The sequence below is a fragment of the Botryobacter ruber genome (assembly GCF_003347595.2).
Taxonomy (GTDB): Bacteria; Bacteroidota; Bacteroidia; order Cytophagales; family Hymenobacteraceae; genus Pontibacter; species Pontibacter ruber_A.
This window is the reverse complement of the sequence record NZ_QCZK02000024.1, coordinates 210,518-236,227: the sequence shown is the minus strand read 5'-3', so window position 1 is coordinate 236,227 and position 25,710 is coordinate 210,518. Positions and strand designations below refer to the sequence as shown.

At 50.9% G+C, this 25,710-nt stretch carries 30 protein-coding genes; 19 read left to right on the top strand and 11 right to left on the bottom strand.

Annotation, left to right across the window (positions count from 1 at the left end; genetic code table 11):
- Positions 1 to 259 precede the first annotated feature (259 nt).
- On the bottom strand, positions 260 to 568 hold the full coding sequence (locus tag DCW36_RS06355; protein ID WP_125185093.1) for a hypothetical protein: 309 nt from the start codon (positions 566 to 568) through the stop codon (positions 260 to 262).
- Between the two features lie 151 nt (positions 569 to 719).
- On the opposite strand from DCW36_RS06355, the gene DCW36_RS06350 reads away from it, so the two are divergent.
- The 12 genes from DCW36_RS06350 (at position 720) to DCW36_RS06295 (ending at position 9,569) form a co-directional block, all read left to right on the top strand.
- Positions 720 to 899, top strand: a complete 180-nt coding sequence (locus tag DCW36_RS06350; protein WP_114777507.1) for a DUF5522 domain-containing protein — start codon at positions 720 to 722, stop codon at positions 897 to 899.
- A 132-nt stretch (positions 900 to 1,031) separates the two neighbouring features.
- Positions 1,032 to 1,271, top strand: coding sequence for a 50S ribosomal protein L28 (gene rpmB / locus DCW36_RS06345; protein ID WP_114777506.1), 240 nt, complete (start codon positions 1,032 to 1,034; stop codon positions 1,269 to 1,271).
- Positions 1,272 to 1,627: 356 nt separating this feature from the next.
- Positions 1,628 to 1,816, top strand: a complete 189-nt coding sequence (gene rpmG / locus DCW36_RS06340; RefSeq protein ID WP_114777504.1) for a 50S ribosomal protein L33 — start codon at positions 1,628 to 1,630, stop codon at positions 1,814 to 1,816.
- Positions 1,817 to 1,818: 2 nt separating this feature from the next.
- Positions 1,819 to 1,971, top strand: a complete 153-nt coding sequence (locus DCW36_RS06335; RefSeq protein WP_114777503.1) for a DUF4295 domain-containing protein — start codon at positions 1,819 to 1,821, stop codon at positions 1,969 to 1,971.
- A gap of 115 nt (positions 1,972 to 2,086) precedes the next feature.
- Positions 2,087 to 3,052 (top strand): signal recognition particle-docking protein FtsY, encoded by a 966-nt coding sequence (gene ftsY, locus DCW36_RS06330; RefSeq protein WP_114777502.1) that lies wholly within the window; start codon positions 2,087 to 2,089, stop codon positions 3,050 to 3,052.
- Between the two features lie 6 nt (positions 3,053 to 3,058).
- Positions 3,059 to 3,601 (top strand): carboxypeptidase regulatory-like domain-containing protein, encoded by a 543-nt coding sequence (locus DCW36_RS06325; RefSeq protein WP_114777501.1) that lies wholly within the window; start codon positions 3,059 to 3,061, stop codon positions 3,599 to 3,601.
- Positions 3,602 to 3,750: 149 nt separating this feature from the next.
- Positions 3,751 to 4,983 (top strand): nucleoside recognition domain-containing protein, encoded by a 1,233-nt coding sequence (locus DCW36_RS06320; protein ID WP_114777500.1) that lies wholly within the window; start codon positions 3,751 to 3,753, stop codon positions 4,981 to 4,983.
- A 95-nt stretch (positions 4,984 to 5,078) separates the two neighbouring features.
- Positions 5,079 to 5,312 carry a hypothetical protein gene (locus DCW36_RS06315; RefSeq protein WP_114777499.1) on the top strand — a complete coding sequence of 78 codons (234 nt, stop codon included), beginning with the start codon at positions 5,079 to 5,081 and terminating at the stop codon, positions 5,310 to 5,312.
- Positions 5,309 to 5,599 carry a type II toxin-antitoxin system RelE/ParE family toxin gene (locus tag DCW36_RS06310; RefSeq protein ID WP_114777498.1) on the top strand — a complete coding sequence of 97 codons (291 nt, stop codon included), beginning with the start codon at positions 5,309 to 5,311 and terminating at the stop codon, positions 5,597 to 5,599. Before DCW36_RS06315 ends, DCW36_RS06310 begins: the two co-directional genes overlap by 4 nt.
- A 214-nt stretch (positions 5,600 to 5,813) precedes the next feature.
- On the top strand, positions 5,814 to 7,127 hold the full coding sequence (gene rimO, locus DCW36_RS06305) for a 30S ribosomal protein S12 methylthiotransferase RimO (RefSeq protein WP_114777497.1): 1,314 nt from the start codon (positions 5,814 to 5,816) through the stop codon (positions 7,125 to 7,127).
- Positions 7,128 to 7,425: 298 nt separating this feature from the next.
- Entirely contained in the window at positions 7,426 to 8,988 is a 1,563-nt protein-coding gene (gene bshC / locus DCW36_RS06300) for a bacillithiol biosynthesis cysteine-adding enzyme BshC (RefSeq protein ID WP_240676079.1), read from the top strand.
- Positions 8,988 to 9,569, top strand: a complete 582-nt coding sequence (locus tag DCW36_RS06295) for a 5-formyltetrahydrofolate cyclo-ligase (protein WP_114777495.1) — start codon at positions 8,988 to 8,990, stop codon at positions 9,567 to 9,569. The genes bshC and DCW36_RS06295 overlap by 1 nt, the downstream gene beginning before the upstream one ends.
- A gap of 99 nt (positions 9,570 to 9,668) precedes the next feature.
- On the opposite strand, the gene DCW36_RS06290 is transcribed toward DCW36_RS06295, so the two are convergent.
- The 3 genes from DCW36_RS06290 to DCW36_RS06280 form a co-directional block, all read right to left on the bottom strand.
- Positions 9,669 to 9,965 carry a hypothetical protein gene (locus tag DCW36_RS06290; RefSeq protein ID WP_114777494.1) on the bottom strand — a complete coding sequence of 99 codons (297 nt, stop codon included), beginning with the start codon at positions 9,963 to 9,965 and terminating at the stop codon, positions 9,669 to 9,671.
- Between the two features lie 365 nt (positions 9,966 to 10,330).
- The gene (locus DCW36_RS06285; RefSeq protein WP_114777493.1) at positions 10,331 to 10,774 is read right to left on the bottom strand and encodes a GNAT family N-acetyltransferase; all 444 of its coding nucleotides are present in this window, start codon (positions 10,772 to 10,774) and stop codon (positions 10,331 to 10,333) included.
- A gap of 10 nt (positions 10,775 to 10,784) precedes the next feature.
- Entirely contained in the window at positions 10,785 to 11,753 is a 969-nt protein-coding gene (locus tag DCW36_RS06280) for a hypothetical protein (protein WP_125185092.1), read from the bottom strand.
- Positions 11,754 to 12,251: 498 nt separating this feature from the next.
- On the opposite strand from DCW36_RS06280, the gene DCW36_RS22830 reads away from it, so the two are divergent.
- Entirely contained in the window at positions 12,252 to 12,944 is a 693-nt protein-coding gene (locus tag DCW36_RS22830; RefSeq protein ID WP_240676078.1) for a hypothetical protein, read from the top strand.
- Positions 12,945 to 13,172: 228 nt separating this feature from the next.
- Here DCW36_RS22830 and DCW36_RS06270 read toward each other — a convergent pair whose 3' ends face one another.
- Positions 13,173 to 13,544, bottom strand: coding sequence for a methylglyoxal synthase (locus DCW36_RS06270; protein ID WP_114777490.1), 372 nt, complete (start codon positions 13,542 to 13,544; stop codon positions 13,173 to 13,175).
- 133 nt (positions 13,545 to 13,677) lie between these two features.
- Positions 13,678 to 14,358 (bottom strand): tRNA (5-methylaminomethyl-2-thiouridine)(34)-methyltransferase MnmD, encoded by a 681-nt coding sequence (mnmD, locus tag DCW36_RS06265; RefSeq protein ID WP_114777489.1) that lies wholly within the window; start codon positions 14,356 to 14,358, stop codon positions 13,678 to 13,680.
- A 116-nt stretch (positions 14,359 to 14,474) separates the two neighbouring features.
- On the opposite strand from mnmD, the gene DCW36_RS06260 reads away from it, so the two are divergent.
- The 3 genes from DCW36_RS06260 to rlmN all read left to right on the top strand — a co-directional run bounded on the left by DCW36_RS06260 (position 14,475) and on the right by rlmN (position 17,004).
- The gene (locus DCW36_RS06260) at positions 14,475 to 14,903 is read left to right on the top strand and encodes an acyl-CoA thioesterase (protein ID WP_114777488.1); all 429 of its coding nucleotides are present in this window, start codon (positions 14,475 to 14,477) and stop codon (positions 14,901 to 14,903) included.
- Positions 14,904 to 15,141: 238 nt separating this feature from the next.
- On the top strand, positions 15,142 to 15,708 hold the full coding sequence (locus DCW36_RS06255; RefSeq protein ID WP_128396954.1) for a hypothetical protein: 567 nt from the start codon (positions 15,142 to 15,144) through the stop codon (positions 15,706 to 15,708).
- Positions 15,709 to 15,936: 228 nt separating this feature from the next.
- Complete coding sequence (rlmN, locus tag DCW36_RS06250) at positions 15,937 to 17,004, top strand: 23S rRNA (adenine(2503)-C(2))-methyltransferase RlmN (RefSeq protein WP_114777486.1); 1,068 nt, start codon at positions 15,937 to 15,939, stop codon at positions 17,002 to 17,004.
- A gap of 66 nt (positions 17,005 to 17,070) precedes the next feature.
- On the opposite strand, the gene DCW36_RS06245 is transcribed toward rlmN, so the two are convergent.
- Positions 17,071 to 18,045: a YihY/virulence factor BrkB family protein gene (locus tag DCW36_RS06245; protein WP_114777738.1), complete on the bottom strand. Its 975-nt coding sequence runs from the start codon at positions 18,043 to 18,045 to the stop codon at positions 17,071 to 17,073.
- Between the two features lie 231 nt (positions 18,046 to 18,276).
- Between DCW36_RS06245 and DCW36_RS06240 the strand changes: the two genes are divergently transcribed.
- Positions 18,277 to 19,026, top strand: a complete 750-nt coding sequence (locus DCW36_RS06240; protein WP_125185091.1) for a hypothetical protein — start codon at positions 18,277 to 18,279, stop codon at positions 19,024 to 19,026.
- Between the two features lie 81 nt (positions 19,027 to 19,107).
- On the opposite strand, the gene DCW36_RS06235 is transcribed toward DCW36_RS06240, so the two are convergent.
- The 4 genes from DCW36_RS06235 to DCW36_RS06220 form a co-directional block, all read right to left on the bottom strand.
- Positions 19,108 to 20,562, bottom strand: a complete 1,455-nt coding sequence (locus DCW36_RS06235; RefSeq protein ID WP_114777484.1) for a DUF4403 family protein — start codon at positions 20,560 to 20,562, stop codon at positions 19,108 to 19,110.
- A gap of 74 nt (positions 20,563 to 20,636) precedes the next feature.
- Positions 20,637 to 20,963: a thioredoxin family protein gene (locus DCW36_RS06230; RefSeq protein WP_114777483.1), complete on the bottom strand. Its 327-nt coding sequence runs from the start codon at positions 20,961 to 20,963 to the stop codon at positions 20,637 to 20,639.
- A gap of 118 nt (positions 20,964 to 21,081) precedes the next feature.
- Complete coding sequence (locus DCW36_RS06225) at positions 21,082 to 21,720, bottom strand: BT1926 family outer membrane beta-barrel protein (RefSeq protein WP_114777482.1); 639 nt, start codon at positions 21,718 to 21,720, stop codon at positions 21,082 to 21,084.
- 161 nt (positions 21,721 to 21,881) lie between these two features.
- Positions 21,882 to 22,871, bottom strand: coding sequence for an NAD-dependent epimerase/dehydratase family protein (locus DCW36_RS06220; RefSeq protein WP_164891044.1), 990 nt, complete (start codon positions 22,869 to 22,871; stop codon positions 21,882 to 21,884).
- A gap of 256 nt (positions 22,872 to 23,127) precedes the next feature.
- Here DCW36_RS06220 and DCW36_RS06215 point away from each other — a divergent pair, with 256 nt between their 5' ends.
- Both DCW36_RS06215 and kbl read left to right on the top strand, forming a co-directional pair.
- Positions 23,128 to 24,390, top strand: coding sequence for a hypothetical protein (locus DCW36_RS06215; protein WP_125185090.1), 1,263 nt, complete (start codon positions 23,128 to 23,130; stop codon positions 24,388 to 24,390).
- Between the two features lie 85 nt (positions 24,391 to 24,475).
- A complete protein-coding gene (gene kbl / locus DCW36_RS06210) occupies positions 24,476 to 25,666 on the top strand; it encodes a glycine C-acetyltransferase (protein WP_114777480.1) in 1,191 nt (396 codons plus the stop codon).
- Positions 25,667 to 25,710 lie beyond the last annotated feature (44 nt).

Genomic DNA, 25,710 nt, shown 5'->3' with positions numbered 1-25,710 from the left:
AATTATTACAGAATTTAGCAGGAATGGTTGTAAAAGTAATTAAATACACCTGCTTTTATGTGCAGGCAGGCGTTACTATGGCAGGCCCTTGTTTTGCCCCGGCTCAAAGCAGGTGTTCCGGTTTTGAGCCGGGGCAAAACAAGCTGTCAGCAGGTTAATGCTATAACGGAAGTTTTTGAAAAACCAGGTCAGTTAACTACAGGCGGAGGAGGGATGTGGGCAAAATGAAATCAGAAGTCTGTCTTAACTAAACATTCCGCTACCTTTGCCTTTGCCGTTGACTGCACTGGCTAAAGACTGCCGTAAACCCTTTGTGATCAAAATCGGCGTAGGCGTTGGTCATAATGCCCAGCACGTTTTCTGGCGTTCTGAACCCGTACACCTCGCGCTTGGTTACTTTGTCAAGGGCTTTTACTTCGTGCTGCTCCATCAGGGTCAGGCTGCCAGGGGCAATGGTGGTGTCGAGTTCGGGGCAGAAAATACAGTCATGCTGTATCGTGAAGGTGGTCAGGTAGCCGCGGCTACGCATCGAATGGATTACTTCTGCAAGAGTGGAATTGGTAGCCATAAGTAAAAATTTAGGTTAGTAAAAGAGTATGTTGATAAAACAGGATTAATCAAGTTTAAAATATAACGATTAAATGTGTGGTTTGTTGTGCAAAAAAAATATATTTAACTAAAATATCAGATAAACAGCTGTTTGTAGAAAATCGGGCAAAATGGGGCAACATCTGAAAGAAGGAGAAGATTATTACCTGAACGAGCAGGGGGTACTGGTTTTTACGGCCAGCTACCACCTGAAACGCGGCTATTGCTGCCAGAACGGCTGCCGCCATTGCCCCTATGGCTTCCGGAAAGGAGCTGCCAAGGCGCCAGGCGGGAAGGAGGAGAAGCAGTAGGAGCAGCGCTTAATTGATGTGTGTAGCCGGAGCCGGATCAGTTTTTAGAAAAATATTTCTCATGTCTTTGACTTTCTGTATCTTTTTACAGATATTTGCACCCCTATTGAAATAAATTAGAAAGAATATAAGATGGCACGAGTTTGCGATTTAACCGGAAAAAGAGTACGCGTAGGTAACAACGTTTCGCACGCTAATAATAAAACCAAGCGTAAGTTCTATCCAAACCTTCAGAAGAAGCGTTTCTACATTCCTGAAGAAGATGCATGGGTTACCCTGAAAGTTTCTACTTCAGCTTTAAGAACTATCAACAAGAATGGCATTTCTGCTGTGCTGAAAAAAGCAGTAGAGCAAGGCTACATCGTATTCTAGATTTTAGTCTTGTGCTGGTGCGTCAGCTTCTGAGCTGCACGGTGGCTGTATAGCGGCCGCTGCTTCGTCACAGGTCCGGACAAGCCATCTTCAAAATAAAGCATTTCCCGGCAACGGAGTGAGCTACTGTTTTGCAGTTGCGGCTCGCTCCGTTGCTGTTTTTTATCCGGCTGCTGCTGCATTATCCGTTTACGGGACGTGGTTGTGGCTTAGCGGGGAAGCAGCAGGTGCTAAGGCTGTGGTGGCAGGTGCAGAAAAGCACGATGCAGAATTACTGTAATAAAAATTTTATATAGTTTGTAATAAAGGATTTAAGCTTGTATATTTGCAGTCCTAAATAAAAAATTACTGTTGAGATGGCTAAAAAAGCAAAAGGTAATAGAATCCAGGTAATCATGGAATGCACAGAGCATAAAGCATCTGGTGCACCTGGAACTTCAAGGTACATCACTACCAAAAACAGAAAAAACACTCCTGAGCGTCTTGAGCTTAAGAAGTATAACCCTGTATTGAAAAAAGTTACTGTACATAAAGAAATTAAATAACCATGGCTAAGAAGGTAGTTGCAACCCTGAAAACCGCTACAGGTAAAGACTGGGCTAAAATAATTAAAGCTGTGAAGTCTCCTAAAACCGGAGCTTACACTTTTAAAGAAGAAATGGTGCCTGTTGATAAAGTACAGGAATATCTTGCTAAATAGTATAGCCTACTCTACTTATTTATAGATAGTGTATTTGAAAAAGTCCCTTTATTGGGACTTTTTTGGTATATTACCATGTCGTTAGACAACGTTTGTTCACCCTACATTGCTTAAGATGGGAATTTTTGACTTTTTCGGAAAAGAAAAGAAAAAAGAGTCTCTGGATAAAGGTCTGGAGAAAACCAAAACCAGCTTTTTCGGACAGCTCAACAAAGCTGTTATGGGTAAATCTACGGTAGACGTAGAAGTGCTCGACGAACTGGAAGAGATCCTGGTGCATGCGGATGTAGGCGTAGACACAACCGTTAAAATCATCGACCGCATCGAAAAGCGTGTGGCGCGTGATAAATACGTAAATACCTCCGAGCTCGACCGCATTCTGCGCGAGGAGATTGCAGCCCTGCTGGAGGAGAACAATGAAGGCGAAGCCGGTGATGCCTTTGTGTTGCCTGCCAATGTAAAGCCTTTCGTGATTATGGTGGTAGGCGTGAACGGTGTAGGCAAAACCACTACCATCGGGAAGCTGGCTGCCCAGTTCCATCGTGCCGGTAAGAAAGTGGTGTTAGGAGCAGCCGATACCTTCCGGGCCGCTGCCGTAGACCAACTCATTATCTGGGGCGAACGCGTAGGCGTTCCGGTTATCTCGCACGGCATGAACACCGATCCTGCCTCTGTCGCCTACGATGCTGTAAAGAAGGGCGTAGACATGAATGCCGACGTGGTGATCATCGATACAGCTGGCCGTCTGCACAACAAGGTGAACCTGATGAACGAGCTTGCCAAGATCAAACGCGTGATGCAGAAGGTTATTCCGGATGCGCCGCAGGAAGTGCTGCTGGTGCTGGATGGCAGTACCGGGCAGAACGCCCTGGTGCAGGCACGCGAGTTTACCAAAGCTACCGATGTGACGGCCATGGCCATTACCAAACTCGACGGCACCGCCAAAGGTGGCGTGGTTATTGGGATATCCGATGAGTTCAAGATACCGGTTAAATACATAGGCGTCGGCGAAAAGATTGAAGACCTGCAGGTGTTCGACAAGCAGGAATTTGTAGAGTCGTTCTTCTCGCTTAAAAAATAATGAAGTATGAAAGAAGCGTTGGTTATACTGCTATTCTTCATAGCGGCATGCAATGGCAGCAAACAGCAGCCCGGGCATGAGCAGTACAGCGCTTCCGATTCCGCCACAGCACAAGGCATGGTAAAGCAGGACACCTCCAGCGAGCAGGCACAGGATAACCAGGCACCCATTCAACAAGGCATCAAAGGAAAGATCTACTACGAAAGCGGCAACCAGATGCCTTCCCCGGACGTGCCCCGCACCAGCAACAAGCGTGGTGTGCAGCGGCAGGTGTTCATCTACGAACTCACCAATGCCTCCCAGGTAACCACCACTGAAGGTGTTTTTTACTCCAATATCAAAACCAAACAAGTTGCCCAGGTTACGACTGATGCCAACGGCAATTTCTCCGTCAGCTTAAAGCCTGGCCGCTACTCCATCTTCACGAAAGAGCCAAAAGGTTTATATGCCAATCTCTTCGACGGGCAGAATAACATTTTCCCGGTGGAGGTAAAGGAGGGGGAAGTGACGGAGGTGGAGTTCCTGGTGAATTATGATGCGGTGTATTAGTTTTAATAAATTTTTCCTTCGCTGCACCTGCCACCACAGCCTCTGTTCCTCTTGTCATGCTAAGATTGGTTTCCACCGGTTGTAGACGGTAAGCCTGATGCCGCAGGTGCAGTATCTTTTCTGAAATTCATAGCAACCTTACCAACCTCATGGTTCTAAACTACCTCTGGTCAGCCTTCTTTCTCATTGCTTTCGCCATTGCCCTCTTTCAGCTGCTGTTCTTCCAGGACACTGAAATCTTCCAGAAGCTCGTGGCCAGTACCTTCGACAATGCCAAGCTGGGTTTTGAGATTTCGCTGGGGCTGACGGGGGTAATGACACTGTGGCTGGGGCTGATGAAGGTGGGGGAGCGTGGCGGCGTGGTAGCCCTTTTTGCCCGCCTCGTAGGCCCTTTCTTCAGTCGTTTGTTTCCGGAACTGCCGAAGGACCATCCGGTGTTCGGTTCTATCCTGATGAACTTTTCGGCTAACATGCTGGGGCTGGACAATGCGGCCACGCCCCTCGGGCTGAAAGCCATGAAAGAGATGCAGGAGCTGAATCCGGACAAAGACAGGGCCTCCAATGCCCAGATTATGTTCCTGGTGCTCAACACCTCCGGGCTCACCATCATTCCGATCAGCATCATGGTATTCCGGGCGCAGTTGGGCGCCGCCGACCCTTCCGATATTTTCATTCCCATTTTGCTGGCTACATTTTTTTCTACCATGGTGGGTTTGATCGCCGTGGCCCTTTACCAGCGCATCAACCTGTTCAACCCGGTTATTCTGGCGTACCTGGGCACATTGCTGCTGCTCATTGGCGGGCTTATTTACTATTTCAGCACCATTCCGCAGGAGCAGGTAAGTGTTATCTCCAGCGTGGCGAGCAATGTCATTCTCTTTTCCATCATTGTTTCGTTTGTCGCCTTAGCCCTTATCCGGAAGGTGAATGTGTATGAGGCGTTTATTGAGGGAGCGAAGGAAGGCTTTTCCGTAGCCATCACCATCATCCCATACCTGGTGGCCATCCTGGTAGCCATCGGCGTTTTCCGGACGTCGGGCGCGCTGGACATGCTGGTGAACGGTCTTGGTTACCTGATCAGCCTTTCCGGCCTGAACACAGACTTTGTGCCGGCCTTGCCGGTTGCCTTTATGAAGCCTTTAAGCGGCAGTGGCGCCCGTGGACTGATGGTAGAAGCCATGAACACCTATGGTGTAGATTCGTTTGTCGGTCGGCTGGCTTCATCCATACAAGGCTCTACCGAAACCACGTTTTATGTGCTGGCAGTATACTTTGGTTCCGTGGGCATCCGCAGAACCCGCTACGCCCTCACCTGCGGCCTCCTGGCCGACCTGGCGGGTATTGTGGCTGCAATCTTTATTGCTTACCTGTTCTTTCATTGAGGGGCTGTGGCATGTATGAAAGGTGCTTTCTCATTCCACTTTAGGGTGATCAATATCTTCATTAATTCGTAAATTAACAGGTTAAATCTTTTGATATGGGAGCAATTGAGTTAAAAATAAGCATACATCAGCTCGTAGAGCGAATCCAGAATGAAGAGCTGCTGCAAGCCCTTTATGATTTCCTGAAGAGCAGGGAGAGCCAAACCCCTGGTGCCATCTGGAATTCCTTGACAGAGGAACAGAAGCGGGAGGTGTTGTTGGCCTACGAAGAATCAGAAGAGGAGGAAAATTTGATTGCCAGGGAAGCCATCTTCAGAAAACGGAAATGAAAATTTCTTTTACCAAACGAGCAGAAAGAAACTATGCTTCCATCAGAAACAAAATTACAGAGGAGTGGGGAGAAAAGGTAGCAGAAGCTTTTGAGCAGAAGATAATTGATTTCCTGGATATATTGGAAGAGTTTCCCAGGATAGGTATAATTGAAGTTGCTGACAAACACATTTTTAGTTTCCAGGTAACCAGGCAAACGAGGGTATTCTATAGAATAAAGCAAGAACAGATTATTATTCTGGCTTTGTTTGATGTAAGGCAAAACCCAACTAAAAAACCACGCTAAGGTATTTCAGCGTTCTACTTTCTCAGTCGTTTGCCTTCAAGTGGGGTGAACGTCTTTTTGCAGCTGAAGTGGCAAAAAATAATAAGGCTCGTCGCGCCTTACTCTGTTATTCCCCAAACTTCCCGTACCTTTGCCCCCTGATTATCAAAACGAACTATTACCGGCGCGCAATGGTTTTCAGTATTCAGGAACTATCGCGATAACAGTTACATAAGTGAAAGTAAGAACACTCAAAAAAGATAAAGTAAACGTCATTACGCTGGGTTGCTCCAAAAACCTGGTCGATTCGGAAGTGCTGATGGGGCAGCTGCGTGCCAACCAGATGGACGTGGCGCATGAATCCGACAAAGACGATTCCAATATTATCATCATCAACACCTGCGGCTTCATCGACAATGCCAAGCAGGAATCCATCGACACCATTCTGCGCTATGCAGACGCTAAGGAGGCTGGTGCAATTGATAAATTATACGTAACCGGTTGCCTCTCGCAGCGCTACAAAGATTCGCTGGAGGTGGAGATACCGCAGGTGGATGCCTATTTCGGTACGCTCGAAATGCCGCAGCTGCTTAAAAAGCTGGAGGCGGACTACAAGCACGAACTGGTGGGCGAGCGTCTGATTACCACCCCATCACACTTTGCTTACTTCAAAATTGCCGAAGGTTGTAACCGTCCCTGCTCGTTCTGCGCCATCCCGCTGATGCGTGGCAAGCACGTAGACCGCCCGATCGAGGACCTGGTAAAAGAAGCAAAGCGCCTGGCCAGCATGGGCACCAAAGAACTGATACTTATTGCCCAGGACCTGACCTACTACGGCCTGCAGCATTACGGCGAGCGCAAGCTGCCCGACCTGCTCCGCCACCTCTCGGATGTGGAAGGCATCGACTGGATACGGATGCAGTACGCGTACCCGTCGCAGTTCCCGATGGAAGTGTTCGACGTGATGAACGAGCGCGACAACATCTGCAAGTACCTCGACATGCCGCTGCAGCACGTTTCCGACAACATGCTCAAAACCATGCGCCGCGGCATCAGCAAGCGCCGTACCATCAAACTCGTTGACGCCATCCGCCAGCGGGTGCCGGATATTGCTTTAAGAACCACACTCATCGCAGGTCACCCCGGCGAGACAGACCAGGATTTCCAGGAGCTGTATGACTGGGTAGAAGAAACCCGCTTCGACCGCCTCGGCATCTTTACCTACTCTCACGAAGAAAGCACCCACTCCTTCTCCTTAGAAGACAACGTGCCGGAAGACGTGAAGCAGGAGCGTGCCGACGCCATTATGGAACTGCAGCAGGGAATCTCGGTAGAGCTGAACGAGGAAAAAGTAGGCAACACCTACAAAGTGCTGTTCGACCGCAAAGAAAGCGGCTACTTCGTAGGCCGTACGCAATTCGATTCGCCGGAAGTAGACAACGAGGTGCTTGTACCTGCTACCGACACCTACGTGCGCATCGGCGACTTCGCCAACGTGAAAATAACCGACTCCTCCGACTTCGACCTGTATGGCGAGGTGGTGAAGTAAAAGATTTGTTTCGATTCGTAAGCTCTGCAGGTGTTTTTCGCTTGTGGGGCTTTTTTTGTTTTGCAGTTTCACAAAGACCTCGCAGTGTGCGCAGCTCCTGCGAGTGTCTGGGTCGACTGCTGTCAGACACTCGCAGGAGCTGCGCACACTGCGAGGTCCTCTGATACGGAGTAACATCTCCCTTACAAAACAAAAATAAAACCGTTACTTTGTAGTGATGTGCAAAGGCTAGTGCCGGCGCAACAGTTTTCCGGCAATTCTGTAACAGGAATAGCTACTGCTGATGGAAATAGCAACTATGAAAATAACCAAGATCGACTACGCCGCCACCGGCGCCTTCTCCCAGGCCATAACCGATTACCTGTGTCGCAGTGAAAAGCTGCAGCCTTTCTATAACCGTTTTCCGGCACCGGAGGTATTTGAAGTGCAGCTGAAGGAGAAACATTTTAGCCAGGAACAGCGGCAGACGCTGCAACAGGTATTGCTGGAGCAGTATAAAACAGTAACAGAAGTTAACCCGAAAGTGCAGCAAAACATAGAGCTGTTGCTGCAGCCCAATACCTACACCGTCACCACCGGTCACCAGCTCAACATCTTCACGGGGCCGCTCTACTTTGTTTATAAGATCATCACCGCCATCAACACCTGCCGGGTGCTGCAGGAAAAGTACCCTGACTACAACTTCGTGCCGGTGTACTGGATGGCGACCGAAGACCACGACTTTGCAGAGATCAACCACTTCAACCTGTTTGGCAAACGTTACGAATGGCAGACGGAGCAGGCAGGTGCCGTAGGCCGTTTTTCAACAGCAGGCCTGGAGCAATTGCTGGACGAGCTGCCGGAGAAGTTTCCCGTTTTCGAAGAAGCCTACCGCAACAGCAAAACGCTGGCCGATGCTACCCGTGCCATCACCCATGCCCTGTTTGGCGATTACGGGCTGGTGAGCATCGACGGAGATCACCCGGTGCTGAAGCAGGCGCTCACACCTGTCATTGAGAAGGAGCTGACCGAAAACCTGTCGCATAAGCTGGTAAGCGAAACAAGTGCGCAGTTGGAACAGGCAGGCTACAAACCGCAGGTGTACCCGCGCGAGATCAACCTGTTTTACCTGAAGGAGGGGCTCCGGGAGCGGATTGTGCAGGAAGGCGAGCAGTTCAACGTATTAAACACCGACATCAGCTTTACCAGGGAAGAAGTGCTGCAACGGGCGAAGGAGCATCCGGAGGAGTTTAGTCCGAATGTGATCCTGCGGCCGCTGTACGAAGAGCTGGTGTTGCCCAACCTGGCCTATGTGGGCGGTGGGGCAGAAGTGCTGTACTGGTTCCAGCTGAAGAAGTTATTTGAGACATACGAAGTTACTTTCCCGGTGCTGATGCTGCGCAACTCCGCGCTTTACATTGGCCGCAGCAACGCCAGCCGGATGCATAAACTGGGGCTGGAGCCGGAGGTGCTGTTCAAAGATTATGTGGAGCTGAAGAAGCACATGTCGTTGGTGCTGCACGAAGAGGAGATAAGCCTGGAAGCGCAGCGGGAGCAGGTTGCTGCCGCCTTTGCCCAGGTAGAGCAGCTGGCGCAGGAAATTGACCCGACGCTCACCAAATCAGTAGGAGCAGAAGCCCAGAAAGCAACCAATACGCTGCAGATGCTGGAGAAGAAAATATCCAAAGCCCGCGACAACAAGCACGAGCAGACGTTTAAACAGCTCGAGAACCTGAAGGAGAAGCTGTTCCCGGGCGGCAGTCTGCAGGAGCGCTACGACAACCTGCTCTCTTACCGGACCAACAACCCGGATTTTATAGCGGAACTGGCTGCCGCTTTCGACCCGTTCGACCTGAAATTTACGATACTGGAGGAAGAATAATGCAGAAGGCGATGCTACGGAAACTGATGCTGGAGCGGCGGCGGGCGCTTCCGGCGGAGGAGGTGCAGCTGCGCAGCCAGCGCATTGCAGACCAGTTTTTCCAGCACTTTGCACTGCAGGCCGGGCAAACGGTACATGTGTTCCTGCCCATCCTCAAAAACAACGAAGTAAATACCTGGGTAATCATCGACCGGCTTCGGGTGGAACACCCGGAGGTGCGCGTGGCGGTGCCGGTAACTGATGTGGCGCAGCGCGTGCTCACGCATCATCACCTGACCGATGAGGCGGTGCTGCTGGAAAACGACTGGGGAATACCCGAGCCGCAGAACGCGCATATTATCCAGGCAGAGGAGGTGGATGTAGTGCTGCTGCCGCTGCTGGCTTTCGACAAAACCGGGCACCGCGTAGGTTACGGCAAAGGCTTCTACGACCGCTTCCTGGCCGATTGCCGCCCCGATGTGCTGAAGGTAGGTCTGTCGCTGGAGCCGCCTGTAGAGCGTATCGCAGACCCTAACCCGTTTGATGTTCCCCTGGATTGTGCCATCACGCCAGAGAGCGTGTGGAGAGGGAGTGGTGGCTAGTGCAGCAGTGTTTTTTGCCGGTTTTGCATAGCAGGAACTAAAAAAGCAATGCCCTCCGGAGAGAGAGCCGAAGGGCATTGCTAGCTGATTGGTAAAAGTTTAGTTGCTGGTTACAACGTTAAACTTCTTGATGTCCTGCACCGGGCCAATTTCTGTTTTTTCGATGATACGGCCTCTTCTCTTTAAGTGTACCTCTACAGGAGCCATGGTCCTGGTAATATCGGAGGTGGCTACCTTCACATAAAAAGTACGGGCTTCTACAGCTGCTCCCTTCTCGAACACATGGTTGCTCTGGCTTTTGTTTACCGGAAGGCCGGGAATTACCTGGTAAGTAGTGCAGACCACTTCGTACTTCGGGAGAAATGGTTTTGTAACTTTTTTAAGTAAAGTTTTCACACGAGAGGGCTTTTTTGTATTAGGGCTAAAAGTTTCCATAAAATAATGTTTGTGTGGATTATTTGGTTTAATGGCGCTTTAAATTATAACTATTTTTTTAAATTACAATGCCTGTAACCGCTGTGTTAAAGAAATAGTTCTAAATGTGTATTTGTATTTTTAAGGTGTGGGTTGTGCTGCTGCAGGTGCAGCTGTGTGCAGGGGAAAAGGCAGAATGGAAGCTTCATGAAACAGTGTAACAGAACTGGTGCTTGTACAGGAAGTGTGAAGGACTTGTTCCACAGAGGAACAGCAGTAGGTGTGGTGGCAGGTGCAGCAGAATTAGCACGAGCAAAAACGCTGCGCTCTATGGCAAAAGCGGTGATTTAAAGCGTCTTTACCATCAGCCATCTGGGGCTATTGTCGAGGTAGTAATCGGGGTACAGCTGCGTTGTCGTGAATCCGGCTTGCTGGTAAATGCGCAGGGCGGGCGCATTCTCCGGGTGTACTGTCAGGAGCATGGTTCGGGCTCCTTTTGCTTTTAAGGCTTCTGCCAGGGTGGCAGTTAATTGTTCGCCAATCCGCTTTCCCCGGTGGACGGGATGTACCGCCAGCGACAGCAGCCATCCTTCTTCCTGCTCCGCATTGTAATGGCCAATGGCGTAACCCGCTACCGCACCGGAAACTTCTGCTATCAGAAACAGGTCGTTGGTAATATCAAACAACTGCCGCAGCACAAAGAGCGGGTAGCTGTGCTGCCCGAACAGTTCTTCTTCCAGTTGATGTACAACCTTCAGGTCTTCCAGCTTCGCTTCCCGGATTATAAGCATGCTTCAGAGCTTAGAAGGCATACGACATGCCGGAACTAAACAGGTTGTACTTGTGCGTTTCTGCCCGGCTCGTATAAATGGGGGTAAGGTAGCGGGCGTAGTCCAGGTCGAAGCCAATGTGCCTGGTGGCTTTAAGCGTGACACCGGCATTCAGGGCAAAAAGGGTTTTGCTGATGCCACCGCCGTTTTTAACTTTCCCGTAACTTCCGTAGGAGTCGCTATGCGTCCAGGTGGGGGTGCTGGCGGCTGGCATGTAGGGTATATCATAATTTGAGAAGTACAGTATTCTTTCGGAATAAGCCACTAACGATGTGGTAAAGCCAGCTTTTACATCAAAAAACCGGTGTAGGTTGTAGCGGACGATCACCGGGAGGTCCAGGTACAGTATCGTTGTGTTTCCTGCTTTCCGATAGGGTTCTGGTGCGTGTTGGGTTGCAGTAGCATCCGATCCATCCTGCCACCTTCTGATGACAGAACCATCCGGGCTAGACTGGGAAAAACGCATACGGATGGGATTTCCGTTTGCATCATAAATCAGGTTTCCATCTTTGTCTCGTGCCATGCTATCTTCTGAACCATATACATCCTTAAAGCGAAACCCATAAGAGCTGCCAAACGGAGAGCCATCAGTAGCTTGTGAGCTTTGGTTTCCTTCAACTGCAATACTGTTTGATTTCTGGAACCGCACCAGCGTTGCCAGCAGGCCGGTTTCCAGAGCAAATTTCGGCGAGATACCAACAGCAACAGTACCACCAAACCGCCCTCCGGGCTTCTCCTTGAAACTGGTTTTGATGGTAGCTTTTTCCTGTTGCGGAATCTGATAGTATCCCATGTATGGCAAAGAGCTATCGTAAGTCACCTGCTTCTCCACATCCGCAATAACAGGAAAATTGCCCGACACATATGCCCGGAATGTTGCTTTTTGCGAATAGGCAGAGCTGGCAAGCAGGCACAGCAGCAGGAAGTACAGCTTTTTCATATAGACAGCAGCTTTCATAGCCAGGGCGCCTGTCGCACATTGGTATGCAGGAATTATGTAAGCGCAGGCATGCTGGTTGTAATGGCTAAAGATAATGCAATTTGTTAAAAAAAACCATTCATAGTTCTATTCCTTCTTCGCAAAAGAAAGTGTTTTGGTGTGGAAAGAAAGTGAAGCAGGAGATGCAGGTGCGTAGTGGTCGTTAGCATCTTTATCAGGGAAAGCCCCTGTTAGAATATTCTGCAGCTGCCACCATTGCCTTAGCTCCTCTAAACAGAGCCGGTTAGTGTTATGAAAAATGTAGCCAGGGGAAAACTTCGGGTGTTAATCTTCGAAATATTTTTTGCGCGTAAAGGGGTGTTACAGGCTGGTTTTAACGATTATGATGAAAATAATTATAAGTATTAAAAAATAAATATATAATGGTATAACATTATATAAAATTTATTATATATTTACAGCAAACAAAATTCTTTTATAACTTAAGCTATATATATTATGAAAAGAAAAAGTTTGTTTGCCTTGCTGGTACTTCCGGCATTATTTACAATGAGCTGCTCCGAAGAGCAGGAAATCACCCCGACAGCTGCCCTTGATGCGGCATCTACCACGTTGGCGACAGGTAACGGTGCTCCCAGCGGTGTGCACTATAACCTAAACATTATTGGCGTTCCAAAAGGAAAAACCGCTGACATGACCGGCAATAACGGCGGCAGAATCTTTGTTGACCTACAGGGTAAAACAAAGATAGGTTTAACTCCGGCACCGGAGGGAGAAAGCTTCCAGGTACTGGATGCTAACGGAACCGACTCAAATGGTGCAAGATTCCAGTTACCCCAGAATGTGTCGAATGCCTGGACAGTTTGGGCGCGTATTCCTGGCAATCAGAAAGGTTCTGTAACCATAACAACCTGCGCCGATATGGTGCAGACAGAAGATGGTACGTATGTAGAGGCTGTGCTTTCTTGTGAGGGAATTACCTTAGACCGAGCCAGGTATGGCAAGTTTACGGATGTTAGCGGCTCGCTTCTTTATGTTACCCTGCTGGCAGATGTTCTGGATGGTGATGGCAATGTGCTGCTGGAGGCAGGCACCTATCCACTCTTTGATGAGGCAATGGAGGGATACTTCTGGGATTATGACAACGATGGCCTGAAGTTACTGCAACTGCGGTTTTATCCAACCGCTTAACATATAACCGGTTTTCACCCGAAAATATTACGCCTAAGGCGGAGAAAGTAAAAGCCTCACTACCTGTTTCAGGAAGTGAGGCTTTTTGCTGGGTATACCTTATCAAAGTAGTTGTTACAATTTCCGGAAATACAGGAGAAGCTTTGCTGCAGCAGCCACCATACCCGCTGCTCCTGCATATTCCTACAGCAGCGCCCGTCGAGGCTGGTGCTGCTACAGGAGCCTGAACTACTGCGACGCCTTCTCCAGGATCATAAAGTTGGCTGAAGCACGGTTGAGCGCAATCGGTATGTTATTCAGCACTGCCGTACGGATGAGCGTCTGGATGTCGTGCTCGTGGCCGTGCGGGGTTTCGGCGTCGATAAAGAAAATGACCTTATGAATCTCGCCCTGCAGAATTTTAGCAGCCAGCAGAATATCGCCACCGCTGGGGCCATGCCCGAAAGGCTTGATGTTCATGTCGAGCAGGTCGTTGATGAGGGCAGACGTATTGGTGGTGCCTACCAGGTCGTACTTGCGTAGGGCCTGGTGATTTTCCTTTACCCAGTTCAGAAGATCCGTCTTCTTATTGTTATGCGCAATCAAAGCGATGGTTTCCATGTCAGAGTTGTTTAGTGCTACGCTATCAAAGTGGTAAGGTAAATAATTCCTTTCGGAATTTCCATCTAAAACAGGGGAAATTCCGCCGCCTGCAGCTTCATAATTTGCTGCTGCTGTTGCCCGGTAATGATGGTTACAGAATGATCGGCTTTAGTCCCCGCGTCATTTCGCGTTTACCCGGAGGGCCGGGCAGGGCTTCTACTTCAAAACCAGCGGCTTTCAGGTTTCGCTTAAAAGAGCCCTTGGCGCAATAGGTAACTAAAATACCGCCGGGCCTGGTGGCCTGGTACAGCTTCCGGAAGATTTCTTCGGTCCACAGTTCCGGTTGCTTTTCGGGTGCAAAGGCATCGAAGTAAATAATATCGTAATAGGCTTCCGGGGGAAAGAAATCCTCCAGTCCTTCGTTAATTTTCTGCAGGGTAAAGAAAGGCATCAGCGTTACCGGCTCGTTCCAGTTGCAGTGGTGCAGCTGCAGGTAGTAGTCCTGCAGTTCCGGGTTCAGGATAAACTGCTCGAAGTGCAGCCGCTCCACCAGTTTCTCGCTGAGCGGGTACTTTTCGAGGGTATCGTACTGTATAAAGGCTTTCTGCGACAAGGCAAAAGGTAACGTAAGTATAGCGTTTAAGCCGGTGCCAAAACCAACTTCCAGTATTTTGATATCGGTTTTGGTAGTGAGCACGTGCTCCAGTCCGTGCTTTATAAAAACGTGTTGCGATTCCTGTAGCGCCCCATGCACCGAATGATAATGCTCGTTGAGAGCCGGTACAAACAGAGTGTTAGAGCCATCTTTCGTTTTTCTGATTTCGAGGTACATTTTTGTTGTGTTACTTTACAAATGTATAAACGAATTATCGATTGTTATAAATAAAATTCCTGCCCTAATTTACAGGAGGTACAATAACAGATAGTTAGCAAAAAAATAAACCTGAAATGGCACGTGTAAAAGTAGAAATTCCGGCAGATACCGCATTCAAAGCCCACATCCCGGTCCGGATAACAGACCTGAACTATGGCAACCACCTGGGCAACGATGCCCTGCTGTCCATCCTGCACGAGGCGCGTGTGCAGTTGCTAGCGCATTTTGGCTATACCGAACTGGAAATGGGTGGCGCCAGCCTGATTATGGCCGATGTGGCTATTTCCTACAAAGGCGAGAGCTTTTACGGCGATGTGCTAACCATCAACATGGCGTTTGCCGATCTGAGCAAATACGGTTTCGATATTACGTACCACGTGTTCAACCAGCACGGCAAAGAGATAGCGCGCGCCAAAACAGGTATGCTTTGCTTCGACTACACAACCCGTAAATTAACCGCGCTGCCGGAGGAGGTGAAGGCGAAGCTGGAATCCAGCACCTGACTTTTTGCAGAACGACAACTGTGCCTTTCCTGGCTGTATGGGAGGTGGGGTATGTTGTTGCAGTGGTGTTTTCTCCGGCTTGTCAGGATTGTTTTTAGGCCCTGCAGCGCCCGCGCGACAAAGATCATGCTGTTGCTGCTGGAATCTAACAGGATAATCATATCTGGTAAGGCCGTTCGCTTCGTAGTAAAACTGCCGGCATAGGCTTTCTCCTTTGTAATCCTTCTTCAACAAGTATATGAGAACACTGCTGTTATACATAGGTTTGCTGCTACTGGTCTTAGCCTGCGTGAGCACCGAAAAGGCAATCGATAAAGCCACCGAAACTCAGGAGGCGGCAGAGCAGACGCAGGACGCTTTAAAAGAGCGCTGGCCTGAAATGGTTGAACAAAAGTATGCGGACTGGTTTCCTGCCCGCGAAACAACAGTAACCAAAACGGACACTATAGTTGACACAGTTGTAAAGGAGGTGGTGGTAAAAGCCGACAGTATCCCCTGCCCTGAACCGGCACCCCGGATTATCACAAGGAAATACACGCCCCAGGTTAAGCAGCCCGATGCCAGTTATTATAACCATTTACTTAAGCAGCAGACGAACAAGGTACAGGAAAGCAACGCGACAGTAGCAGCCTGCCAGGAGCGGGAAAAAACGCTCAGAAATGAACTGGCGGAAAGCCGAAGATTAATTGAGCAGCAGGAAAACAAGATTCGGGAACAGGACGACGAGGCAGACCGCCTCAAGTTAGCCTTGATAGTTGCCGGGTTGCTGCTGGTAGGAGTGTCCTTTGTTCGTTTCAAAAAATAACCTGGTATGGTTCAGGGCCTGGAATAGCCTGTTCAGCCGGACAGGCTTTTTTATTGCTATACAAAGGAGCTATTTTATCAGTATATTTGTTGTGGCTTAGGGAGCAGAAGCAGGAAAACTTCAAAAGTGATTCCCATTGTTTTACCTGAAGTATAAAATAAGCATCATTTTAGGTTGTAAATGTTTGGTTTATAGCTTGTAATGAAAATGAATTTGTAATTTTGCTGTATGACGATAATCGCAGACATCAATATCCTGAACAAGAAAGATATCCGAAAGCTGTCTTTAGACGACCTGAAGGCGTGGCTGGTAGAGCAGGGCGAGAAGCCTTTCCGGGCAAAGCAGGTGTACGACTGGCTATGGAAGCATGCTGCGCAGTCATTCGACGAGATGAACAATGTGAGCCTGGCGCTGCGCGAGAAACTGGAACAGCACTTCACCATCAATGCGGTGCAGGTGTCCAGGGAGCAGCTGAGCAACGACGGTACCATAAAATCGGCTTTCAAACTATACGATGGCCACATTGTAGAGGGGGTGCTGATTCCGCATGAGGAGCGTAAAACCGCCTGCGTGTCGAGCCAGGTAGGCTGCTCGCTTACCTGCAAGTTCTGCGCCACCGGTTACATGGACCGCCTGCGCAACCTCGATGCCGCCGAAATCTACGACCAGGTGGTGCGCATTAACGAGCAGAGCCTGAAGCAGTACGGTACGCCGCTCTCCAACATCGTGTACATGGGCATGGGCGAACCAATGCTCAACTACGCCAACGTAATGAAAAGCATCGAGCGCATTACGGCGCCCGATGGCCTGAACATGGCGGCTCGCCGCATCACGGTAAGTACGGCCGGTATTGCCAAGATGATTAAGAAAATGGCTGATGACGGCATTAAAGCCAACCTGGCTTTGTCGCTGCACGCCGCCAACGACGAGAAGCGCAACCAGATCATGCCGATAAACGAAACCAACTCGATTGAAGCATTAACGGATGCACTCAAATACTACCACCAGGTAACAGGCCGTAAAGTAACCTATGAGTACATTGTGTTCGCCAACTTTAACGATACGCTGCAGGATGCGGAGGAGCTGCTGCGCTTTTCCAGGATCATCCCCTGCAAAATCAACCTGATTGAGTACAACCCCATCGAGAATGCCGACTTTGTGAATACAGACGAGGAAAAGTGGCAAAACTTTATCTACTACCTCGCCGACCGTGGGGTGCAGGTAAATGTGCGCCGCAGCCGGGGTAAAGATATAGACGCTGCCTGCGGCCAGCTGGCCGTAAAGGAAACACCCTAAAGATAGTACTTTTAGCCCGCCAAAAGCGCCATCTCCTTTCCTGGAAATGGCGCTTTTGGTTTTTTATCAGGAGCTTTCCTTGTTAAACCTGCCTTCTGCCCGGGGCCTTCCGGTGCCTTTGCTCGAAAACTTAGGAAACTCCGCTATTTCCTGCTCCCGGTAAAAAGTAGCATGTTCCTTCGGAAGTATGTTGTGCCCGTACATCACGGAAAATTGCTGTGTGAATTCAGCCCCCAGGAGCACGATGGCCGAGGTATAATAAATCCAGACCAGGATCACGATAATAGAGCCTGCGGCGCCATAGGCAGAGCCGGGGTCGCTGGTGCCAACATACCAGCTGATCAGGAATTTGCCAATCACGAAAAGCAGGGCCGTGATAAAAGCGCCCACCCACACATCGCTCCAGCGGATAATCGCGTCCGGAAGGTATTTATAAATCAGGGCAAAAAGCAGGGTGATGATGCCAACAGAGAGCGCAAAATCTATAGCCCGGATAACAAAGAAACTGATGTCCGGAAAAGTGTCTTTTAAAAAGTCGCTTAAAATGGAAACCAGCGCACTTACCAGCAACGACAAAAGCATCAGGAACGCCATGCTGATCACGATTCCGAAAGAAAACATCCGGACCTTCAGCATTTTCAGGATGCCGTTTGTAGGTTTGGGTTTCAGGTTCCAGACCCGGTTGAGCGACTCCTGCAGTGTGGCGAAGAAGGTGGTGGAAGCAAAAACAAGGGTGCCAAGCCCGATCCAGAAAGCGAGCCCCCCCGATTCGCTCACATGCGCATTCTGAATGATGTTTTCAACTGTTTTTGCTGCATTAGGTCCGATAGCGGCAGCAATCTGGTTCGATAACTCTCCGGAAACAGCCTCCTCTCCCAGGAAAAAACCCGCAGCCCGGATGATGATAATCAGGAGCGGCGGAATAGAGAAGATCGCATTGAAAGCCAGTGCAGCCGCCAGCATAAGCGAGTTGTTTTCGTTAAAGCCGGAGAAGGTAGCCTTTAGCAGCGGAAGCGTTTTCTTTAGTAGTAGGTTTGCCATTGGCACTTTTTGCATGTTAGTTAAAACGTTTTCTGATACGGCAGCTACTGATATTGGTTAACTCTTCAGCCGCTGCAGCCTGAAAGGGCCGTTAATCCTGCAAAAGCTTTACTGCAGCTGCCACCATAGCCTCTGCTCCTGCTTGTACTGTGCCAGGAGCAGGAAAAGGCAGCCCCGGCACCGGGAGTACGTATACAAGAGCAGCAGCTAAGCAAAGACAGGAGGAGACGGATGAGACCATTGAAATTTGTACTGATAGTGTGCCTGTTCCTGCAGCAGGCAGCACTGGCGCCACAACCTGCACAGGCCGGCGCCGATCCCAAAGCCAGAGCGCTGGCGGAGCGGGTACTGCAGCAGATGGGCGGCGCCGAAGGCTGGGAGGCGACGCGTTTTATTTCGTGGGCCTTTATCGGGCAGTACCAGATCTGGGATAAGCAACAGCAGCAGTTCCGTTGGGAAAAGGACAGCCTGGTGGCGGTGCTGGACATCCGGGCCAGAACCGGGAAAGTGTACGAGCGGGGGCAGGCCCTGCAGGACGAGCAAAAAGTACGCGACCTGCTGGACCATGCCTACGCCCAATGGACCTACAATTCGTTCTGGCTGCTGATGCCCTTCCGGCTCCTGGATAAAGAAACAGACCTGGCATATGCGGGTGAAGGCAAAACGCAAACAGGCGCTCCCGCCGATATGCTCGAAGTTACGTTTCCGGAAGAGGGAGCGGGGAAGTACCTGGTCTGGGTTGATAAGGCGGAGGGGCTGGTAACGCAGTGGGCCTTCTTCAGCGACAGCACCAGTGCCACCCCGGTCTTCATCCGGAGGTGGTCCGACTATGGTGACTATGGCAGCATAAAACTTGCCGCCGACCGCAGCAGCCTGCAGAGCGACCTGCGGCTGCACCGCATAGCCGTGCCGGCCCATGTGCCCGACACGATCTTCAACAGCCCGATGCCCGTAGCGAAGAGCAGTAAAAGCGGGTTCTGAAAGGCTAGATTAAAGTAAAAAGAGGAAGGGCCGCCAAATCATGGCAGCCCTTCCTCTTTTTACCTTAAAATCTCTCCAGAACTACAACTTATCAATAGTAGCAGTCAGGTTACCATTTGCGGTTATGACGGCTTTTATGCCGGCCGGTGTCAGGTAGATATTTTCGGGTACAATATCTTTAATACTTCCCCGCAGCAGCACCGATTCGTGCACCCGTGCCGACTGGTCCAGGTTTTTCTGCAGCATCTTCTTCGCCTCTGTCAGCTGTCCCTGTACCGGGAAGTTCACCTGCGCCTGTATCATTTCCTTGAACTTGTCTTTTGCGAGCCAGCTGGCGGCGCTGAGGAGTTTGTCCTTGGTGTCGAGGTCGTAGTCGATGTCGCGTACTTTGATGGTAGCGCTTTGGGCGTCGTAGTACGGGGTGCCGCGCAGGTATATTTTGCCCGCTATTTTCTTTGTAAACAGGCCGGCTTTGGTCTTGCCGTCTACATCCAGCATCATGATCAGCTGCTGGCCTCCCGGAGAAATGGTGGCATTTTTTACAGTGAGCTGGCTCTTGTCGCCATCAAATTTGTAGGTTTGCCCGGCTACCTGCTCCTGCAGTAGCTTGCTGGCGTGCTCATAAGGAATGTTAGCGGTAAGGCCAATCTGAATGTCGTCGCTGAGGCGGTTGTCGATCAGGAGCTTTGGCAGGTTTTTGTTTACCTGTATCTGCGGCTTACCATCCGTGCTAACGGAGATGAAAGACGTGATGCCGATGCGGGTGCTCAGGTTGCCGTTTTTTACCTGGAAGGGTGCAATGCGCACATCCTGCGGCACAATGTTAAGCCAGGCATCCAGCCCGTCGTCCAGCTTTACAGGCTCCTGTATCAGCTGCCAGGCATTTACAACATACTTGCGCATGTTCAGGTGGTTCTGCAGTTCCTTGTCCAGGAGTTTGCCCATCAGCGCCATCTGCTCGTGCATTTTAGGCTCCACGAAGCGGGCCAGGCCAATCTTCAGCGGACCCAGTTGCAGGGTAGGTTTGGTATTGCCCCACTCAAAGTCGGTGCTGGTAATGGTTTTGATGCTGTAGTCTTCCGTAATGCCGAACCTGCTCTCGGTGTTGATCACCATGTCAAAAGCCGTGTCTTCGGTTTTGTCGATGGTAGGGCAGAGTTTGCAGGGGTCCCACTTCCAGCGCCCTTTGGCGTAGATGTGGAGCGGCACGCTGAAGTAAATTTTGTCTTTGTCGGCCCGGATGCTCAGGCGGCCGTTTTTCGATACGGTAACAGCTACATTGTCGCCTTCCAGCTTATCGTCTTTGTAGAGCACGCCGGCAAATTCCTTGTTCAGCCTTTCTTCTATGGCACTGATCGAAACTGAAACAGGCACCGAAACAGAAGAGAGCCGTGGCTGGTAAGCAGGCGTAGCTGCCACCGAACTGACAGGGGCTTCCGTGTTTAGGTTTGATGTGCCGGAGCAGCCTGGTAAGCTCAGGCTGAGGGTTGCTGCAAAAAGTAAGGAAGCAGCTGTTTGGGAGATAAGTTTTTTCACGTTTGTTGCTGATTAAAAAAAAGCGATGCAAGTTACAGCTTTTCCGAATCAGCTACTATGGCAGGAGCGCCAATTTACTTAATTTCCAGAAGCTTAGCCAACATTGCTTTTATGCCTTCTTCTGTACTAACAACGCCGCACTCCAATAAGGTCCCGTTTTTGTAAGTTGCAAAAAAAGGCGTGCCTGTCAGCTTCACTTCTTTGCTCGAAACCGGGTTTTCCTTTGCGTTCATCCGGACAAATACTATCTCGCCGTACGTCGGGTCGGAAGATAAGCTGGCAAAGGAAGGGGAAAGCTCTTTACAAATCAGGCATTCTTCATCCGTATATTTTACGATCACACGGGGTTTCTCAAAAATAAGCTGCCGCAGGTGGTTATCGTTTGATTCTGTTATTGTCATTGGTTTAATTGGAAATACAACCCTATAGACGGAGAAAAGCAGCAGCGGGTTAAGGTAAAAACAAAAGCAGCCGGCAAGGGTGGTGCCGGCTGCTTTTGTTTGTGCTGGTAAGCAGGTGTTAGAATACGAAACCTACCCGAATGCCTCCTGTCGCGAAAGGAGAGAAGTTCAGGCTGTGGTAGCCTTTGGTATTGTTCACATTGCCATTGTTTTTGTTTTCAACTTCCACGTCGCTGTTTTTGAAATAGGTAATTCCTGCACCAATTTCGAAACCGGCGTAGAAGTGGCTGGCAAAGTAATAGTCAACGCCAGCAACAGCGTTCAGGCCAATATTAAAGTTTGATCTGTTGGCGTTAGTGCCCGGTGCTGAAGCGCCTCTGTACTCAAAATTGGCATCTTCGTAAGAGGCAGTAGTAAAGCCGATTGGAAGTTCCGCTCCAACATAAGGTGATAATTTTTCGGTGCCGGCAAAGTGTTTTTCTATGCCGGGTGCAATCCGCAGGCTGAATACGGAAGAATTAGCGTCTTCGCTAATTTTATTGTAGTTGTAGTTCGCGCCAAGGCCTAAGCGAACGGCCATATCGTCGGCCATAAAATGCCTGAAGCGCAGGTTGCCGCCCTGCAGAAAGGTACCGTTGTTAAAGTTCAGGCCGATTTCGGCAGTAGTGTTACCGGTTGCGGCTTTGTTGCTGTCCTGGGCGTTTGCTCCTGCGGCCAAAACAAGCATCATGAGAAGAAGTACTAATTTGTTTTTCATGATTGTGAAATAATTATGGGTTGTTTGGTTTATCCCTATATAGCAATAACTATACCTTTATGCGCGGTAGCTGCGGTTTAAACATCAAAATTTATTTCAAACCTGGAAGTTTTGTGATTATTGCGCTGAAGATGAGGTGTATAAAAAATGAGCTACTGCTGCTATAATGGCAGTGGCGCGTTGGCAGAGAGGTTGGTTTTCAGGTTCTGGAGCATGTCGGCGGTCATGGCGGGCAGGTCGTAGGCGGGTTTCCAGCCCCAGTCGTGACGGGCGCTGCTGTCGTCGATGCTTTGCGGCCACGAGTCGGCTATCTGCTGGCGGTAGTCGGGCTGGTAGCTGATTTCAAAGGCAGGGATGTGCTCGTGGATGGCAGCGGCAATGTCTTTTGGCGCTAAACTCATGCCGCCGAGGTTGTACGCCGAGCGCACCGTTACCTGGCTGGCAGGTGCCTGCACCAGGTCGAGGGCCGCGATAATGGCATCGGGCATGTAGAGCATGGGCAGGAAGGTGTCTTCGCGCAGGTAACAGGCATACTTCTGCTCTTTCAGGGCTTTGTGGTAAATATCCACGGCATAATCGGTGGTACCGCCGCCGGGAGGAGCTTTGTAGCTGATGAGGCCAGGGTAGCGGAGACTGCGGACATCGAGGCCATACTTTTCGAAATAATACGCGCACCACAACTCCCCGGCCTGTTTGCTGATGCCGTAGACGGTGTTCGGGTCCATGGGCGTGTACTGGGGCGTGTGGTGGCGGGGCGTGTGCGGACCAAACACGGCAATGGAACTCGGCCAGAATACGCGGGCTGTCTTTTGTTCGCGCGCCAGGTCCAGCACATGCAGCAGCCCGTCCATGTTGAGGCGCCAGGTAAATTCCGGGTTTTTCTCGCCCGCCGCCGAGAGGATGGCCGCCAGGTGGTAAATATGCGTGAAGGTGTATTTGGAAGCCAGGTGGCGCAGCGCCTTCATGTCCAGCACATCGGCCTGCTCAAACGGGCCTGATTCCAACAGCTCGGCCTGTTTGGGAGGAGCGATGTCAGCGGCCACTACATTCGCGCCACCGTAGAGGTATCGCAGCTCCAGCGTCAGCTCCGAACCCAGCTGTCCGCAGGCGCCGATCACGAGCACCATCTCTTTCGTTGCCTTTGCTGCCATACGTTTGTACTTGCTGCTTTTCCCTCTTCACAATACTGCAAGTAGCTGATAGAAGTTGTTGCTGCGCCGGAACCGGAAAAGAAGCAGCAGCGGCTGTGGTGGCAGGTGCAGCAGAACTTTTGGCCTTACCGGTGGGCACCAAAACAATATAACCTGCAGCAGGCCTGCGAATTTTATATATTTGTGTGAAATTACCGGAATGCAAAGCCGGTGGGCAGCACCCCGAACCGGTTAAGGAGCACGTAACGCAGCAAGTATGACGTTTGAAGAATTTCTGATAAAAAGAAGGATAGACAAGGCAGCTTTTGAGGCAGACGACCCCATGCGTTGCAAAGAGTGGGCGAACATGTATGCGCAGATGCACCCGAACAGCTTTTACATGGCCGTAAAAATGGTGCTCAACGATGTTCGACTTTCCTATCACCTGGCGGAGGATGCTGTTCCAAAACCGGAGGTAACTGCTGCGCCTGCCCGTCCGTCTGCCCGTCGTGCTGCCCCTGCTGCCCCTGCTGCCGATGCTTCGGCTACAGCGCCAGCCGCAGGCGAGGCTGGTGCTGAAAAACAGGAAGCGCCTGCACCTGCTCCCAAACCACGGCCTGTCGTGCCCCGTCCTGCTGCCATGCGGCCAAAACCGGCAGCTGAAGGAGGGGAGGCTGGTGCAGAAACACCCAAACCCGACGAGGCAGCTCAACCAACTCCTGCACGTTCCAGGCCTGTTATCAAACGTCCGGTTATTTCCAAACCAGCCACGCCCGATGAAGCAGCTGCAACGGCGCCTGCTGTGGGCGAGCAAGCGGCAGAACAGGCACCCGAAGCTGCTAAACCAGCCGCACGTCCGCGTCCGGTTATCAAACGACCCGTTATTCCAAAGCCGGCAGCTACTGACGAAGCCGGGGATGCAACGCCTCCAGCAGGTGAGCAGGCAACAGAGCAGCCAGCAGCAGAGGCAGCCAAGCCAGCGCCACGTCCGCGACCAGTAATCAAAAGGCCTGCCGCTTTGCAAAAGCCGCCGCAGGACAAGGCTGCCGAAGCGCCTGAAAGTGCCGCAGCACCTCCTGCTACGCCGCCGGCAGCTGAGACGCCACCGCCAGCTACTGAAGAAGGTGCCAAACCAACGCCACCGCGTCCGCGCCCGGTTATCAAGCGGCCAACGGCACTGCAGAAACCGCCACAGGAGCCACCGGCACCGGCCCCAACAGAAGGAGAGAACACTGCTGATGCTCCAACTGAAGCGCAACCTGCAGCGCCTAAACCGCCGCGGCCACGACCCATCATAAAACGTCCCGGAGCGGCCACACCGCCAGCAGCACCGGAAGCTCCGGCTCCGGAAGTACCTGCTGAAAAGCCTAAAGAAACCTCTGCACCAGCTACGGAACCGTCAACACCTGCCGAAGAGGTAAAACCGGAACCGGAACAGCCCAAACCAGGTGCAGAAGGAGTAGAGGCTCCTGCAGAAAAGCCAAAACCGCCTCGTCCGCGGCCCATCATGCGCCGTCCGCCGCCGAAAACGGAGGAGTAGCGGGAGAGAAGCTGAACTGGTAGTTACCAATCCGTCTCACATCCGTAAGGTGTAAGGGAGCCAACACCTTACAGCAAACGGAACAATGTACGAAACTTTAAAACCGGATTTAGAGCAGCAGCTGGCCGCCATAGAGCAGGCGGGGCTGTATAAAAAAGAACGGATTATTACCACACCGCAGGGTGCTGTTGTCGATACGACGCAGCAGGCGCATGTGCTCAACTTCTGCGCCAACAACTACCTGGGGCTCTCTGCCCATCCCAACGTGATAGCAGCAGCCAAACATGCCATCGAGACGCACGGCTATGGCATGAGCTCCGTCCGCTTCATCTGCGGCACACAGGACATTCATAAGGAACTGGAGCAGAAAATTGCGCAGTTTCTGGGAACGGAAGATACCATTCTGTATGCTGCTGCCTTCGATGCCAACGGCGGGCTGTTCGAGCCGCTGGTAGGGGAAGATTCGGCTGTTATTTCGGATGAACTGAACCATGCCTCGATCATTGACGGCATCCGGCTGTGCAAGGCGCAGCGTTTCCGGTACGCGCACAACGACATGCAGGACCTGGAGGCGAAACTGCAGCAGGCACAGGATGCAAAGCACCGTATTATTGCCACTGATGGCGCTTTCTCGATGGACGGCACCATTGCGCAGCTGGATAAGATCGTGGCGCTGGCCGATAAATACAAAGCTGTTGTGATGGTGGACGATTCGCACGCTACCGGCTTCCTGGGCAAAACAGGCCGCGGAACGCATGAGTACCGGCAGGTGATGGGGAAAGTGGATATTATTACAAGTACCTTAGGCAAAGCACTGGGCGGTGCCATGGGCGGTTTTACGTCGGGGCGCAAAGAGATCATCGATATGCTGCGGCAGCGTTCGCGCCCCTACCTGTTCTCCAACTCGCTGGCGCCTGCTATTGTAGGAGCTACCATCACCGTGCTGGACCTGCTCAGCACCGACACCGGCCTCCGCGACAAACTGGAATGGAACACCCGGTACTTTCGTGATAATATGACGGCAGCCGGTTTCGATATCCGGCCAGGCGATCATCCGATTGTGCCGGTGATGCTCTACGAGGCGCAGCTGGCGCAGGAATTTGCCGCCCGTATGCTCGAAAAAGGCATCTACGTAATTGGCTTTTACTACCCGGTGGTGCCGGAGGGGAAGGCGCGTATCCGGGTGCAGCTATCGGCGGTGCACGATCAGGAGCATCTCGATAAAGCCATTGGAGCTTTTACGGAAGTGGGGAAAGAGCTGGGGGTGATCAAATAAATTATTTCAGTTATAGAAAGGAGGTACAGAATGTTTTCGAGCTC

Bases quoted from the DNA above. Each gene is read 5' to 3' on its own strand.
- mnmD (WP_114777489.1), bottom strand. From the start codon at position 14,358: ATGTACCTCGAAATCAGAAAAACGAAAGATGGCTCTAACACTCTGTTT.
- DCW36_RS06270 (WP_114777490.1), bottom strand. From the start codon at position 13,544: ATGGAAACCATCGCTTTGATTGCGCATAACAATAAGAAGACGGATCTT.
- DCW36_RS06350 (WP_114777507.1), top strand. From the start codon at position 720: ATGGGGCAACATCTGAAAGAAGGAGAAGATTATTACCTGAACGAGCAG.
- bshC (WP_240676079.1), top strand. From the start codon at position 7,426: ATGAAAATAACCAAGATCGACTACGCCGCCACCGGCGCCTTCTCCCAG.
- DCW36_RS06315 (WP_114777499.1), top strand. From the start codon at position 5,079: ATGGGAGCAATTGAGTTAAAAATAAGCATACATCAGCTCGTAGAGCGA.
- DCW36_RS22830 (WP_240676078.1), top strand. From the start codon at position 12,252: ATGAAAAGAAAAAGTTTGTTTGCCTTGCTGGTACTTCCGGCATTATTT.
- DCW36_RS06285 (WP_114777493.1), bottom strand. From the start codon at position 10,774: ATGCTTATAATCCGGGAAGCGAAGCTGGAAGACCTGAAGGTTGTACAT.
- DCW36_RS06280 (WP_125185092.1), bottom strand. From the start codon at position 11,753: ATGAAAAAGCTGTACTTCCTGCTGCTGTGCCTGCTTGCCAGCTCTGCC.
- DCW36_RS06355 (WP_125185093.1), bottom strand. From the start codon at position 568: ATGGCTACCAATTCCACTCTTGCAGAAGTAATCCATTCGATGCGTAGC.
- DCW36_RS06325 (WP_114777501.1), top strand. From the start codon at position 3,059: ATGAAAGAAGCGTTGGTTATACTGCTATTCTTCATAGCGGCATGCAAT.
- DCW36_RS06215 (WP_125185090.1), top strand. From the start codon at position 23,128: ATGACGTTTGAAGAATTTCTGATAAAAAGAAGGATAGACAAGGCAGCT.
- DCW36_RS06320 (WP_114777500.1), top strand. From the start codon at position 3,751: ATGGTTCTAAACTACCTCTGGTCAGCCTTCTTTCTCATTGCTTTCGCC.
- DCW36_RS06335 (WP_114777503.1), top strand. From the start codon at position 1,819: ATGGCTAAGAAGGTAGTTGCAACCCTGAAAACCGCTACAGGTAAAGAC.
- DCW36_RS06220 (WP_164891044.1), bottom strand. From the start codon at position 22,871: ATGGCAGCAAAGGCAACGAAAGAGATGGTGCTCGTGATCGGCGCCTGC.
- rpmB (WP_114777506.1), top strand. From the start codon at position 1,032: ATGGCACGAGTTTGCGATTTAACCGGAAAAAGAGTACGCGTAGGTAAC.
- kbl (WP_114777480.1), top strand. From the start codon at position 24,476: ATGTACGAAACTTTAAAACCGGATTTAGAGCAGCAGCTGGCCGCCATA.
- ftsY (WP_114777502.1), top strand. From the start codon at position 2,087: ATGGGAATTTTTGACTTTTTCGGAAAAGAAAAGAAAAAAGAGTCTCTG.
- DCW36_RS06230 (WP_114777483.1), bottom strand. From the start codon at position 20,963: ATGACAATAACAGAATCAAACGATAACCACCTGCGGCAGCTTATTTTT.
- DCW36_RS06225 (WP_114777482.1), bottom strand. From the start codon at position 21,720: ATGAAAAACAAATTAGTACTTCTTCTCATGATGCTTGTTTTGGCCGCA.
- DCW36_RS06295 (WP_114777495.1), top strand. From the start codon at position 8,988: ATGCAGAAGGCGATGCTACGGAAACTGATGCTGGAGCGGCGGCGGGCG.
- DCW36_RS06245 (WP_114777738.1), bottom strand. From the start codon at position 18,045: ATGGCAAACCTACTACTAAAGAAAACGCTTCCGCTGCTAAAGGCTACC.
- rlmN (WP_114777486.1), top strand. From the start codon at position 15,937: ATGACGATAATCGCAGACATCAATATCCTGAACAAGAAAGATATCCGA.
- DCW36_RS06255 (WP_128396954.1), top strand. From the start codon at position 15,142: ATGAGAACACTGCTGTTATACATAGGTTTGCTGCTACTGGTCTTAGCC.
- DCW36_RS06240 (WP_125185091.1), top strand. From the start codon at position 18,277: ATGAGACCATTGAAATTTGTACTGATAGTGTGCCTGTTCCTGCAGCAG.
- DCW36_RS06310 (WP_114777498.1), top strand. From the start codon at position 5,309: ATGAAAATTTCTTTTACCAAACGAGCAGAAAGAAACTATGCTTCCATC.
- rpmG (WP_114777504.1), top strand. From the start codon at position 1,628: ATGGCTAAAAAAGCAAAAGGTAATAGAATCCAGGTAATCATGGAATGC.
- DCW36_RS06260 (WP_114777488.1), top strand. From the start codon at position 14,475: ATGGCACGTGTAAAAGTAGAAATTCCGGCAGATACCGCATTCAAAGCC.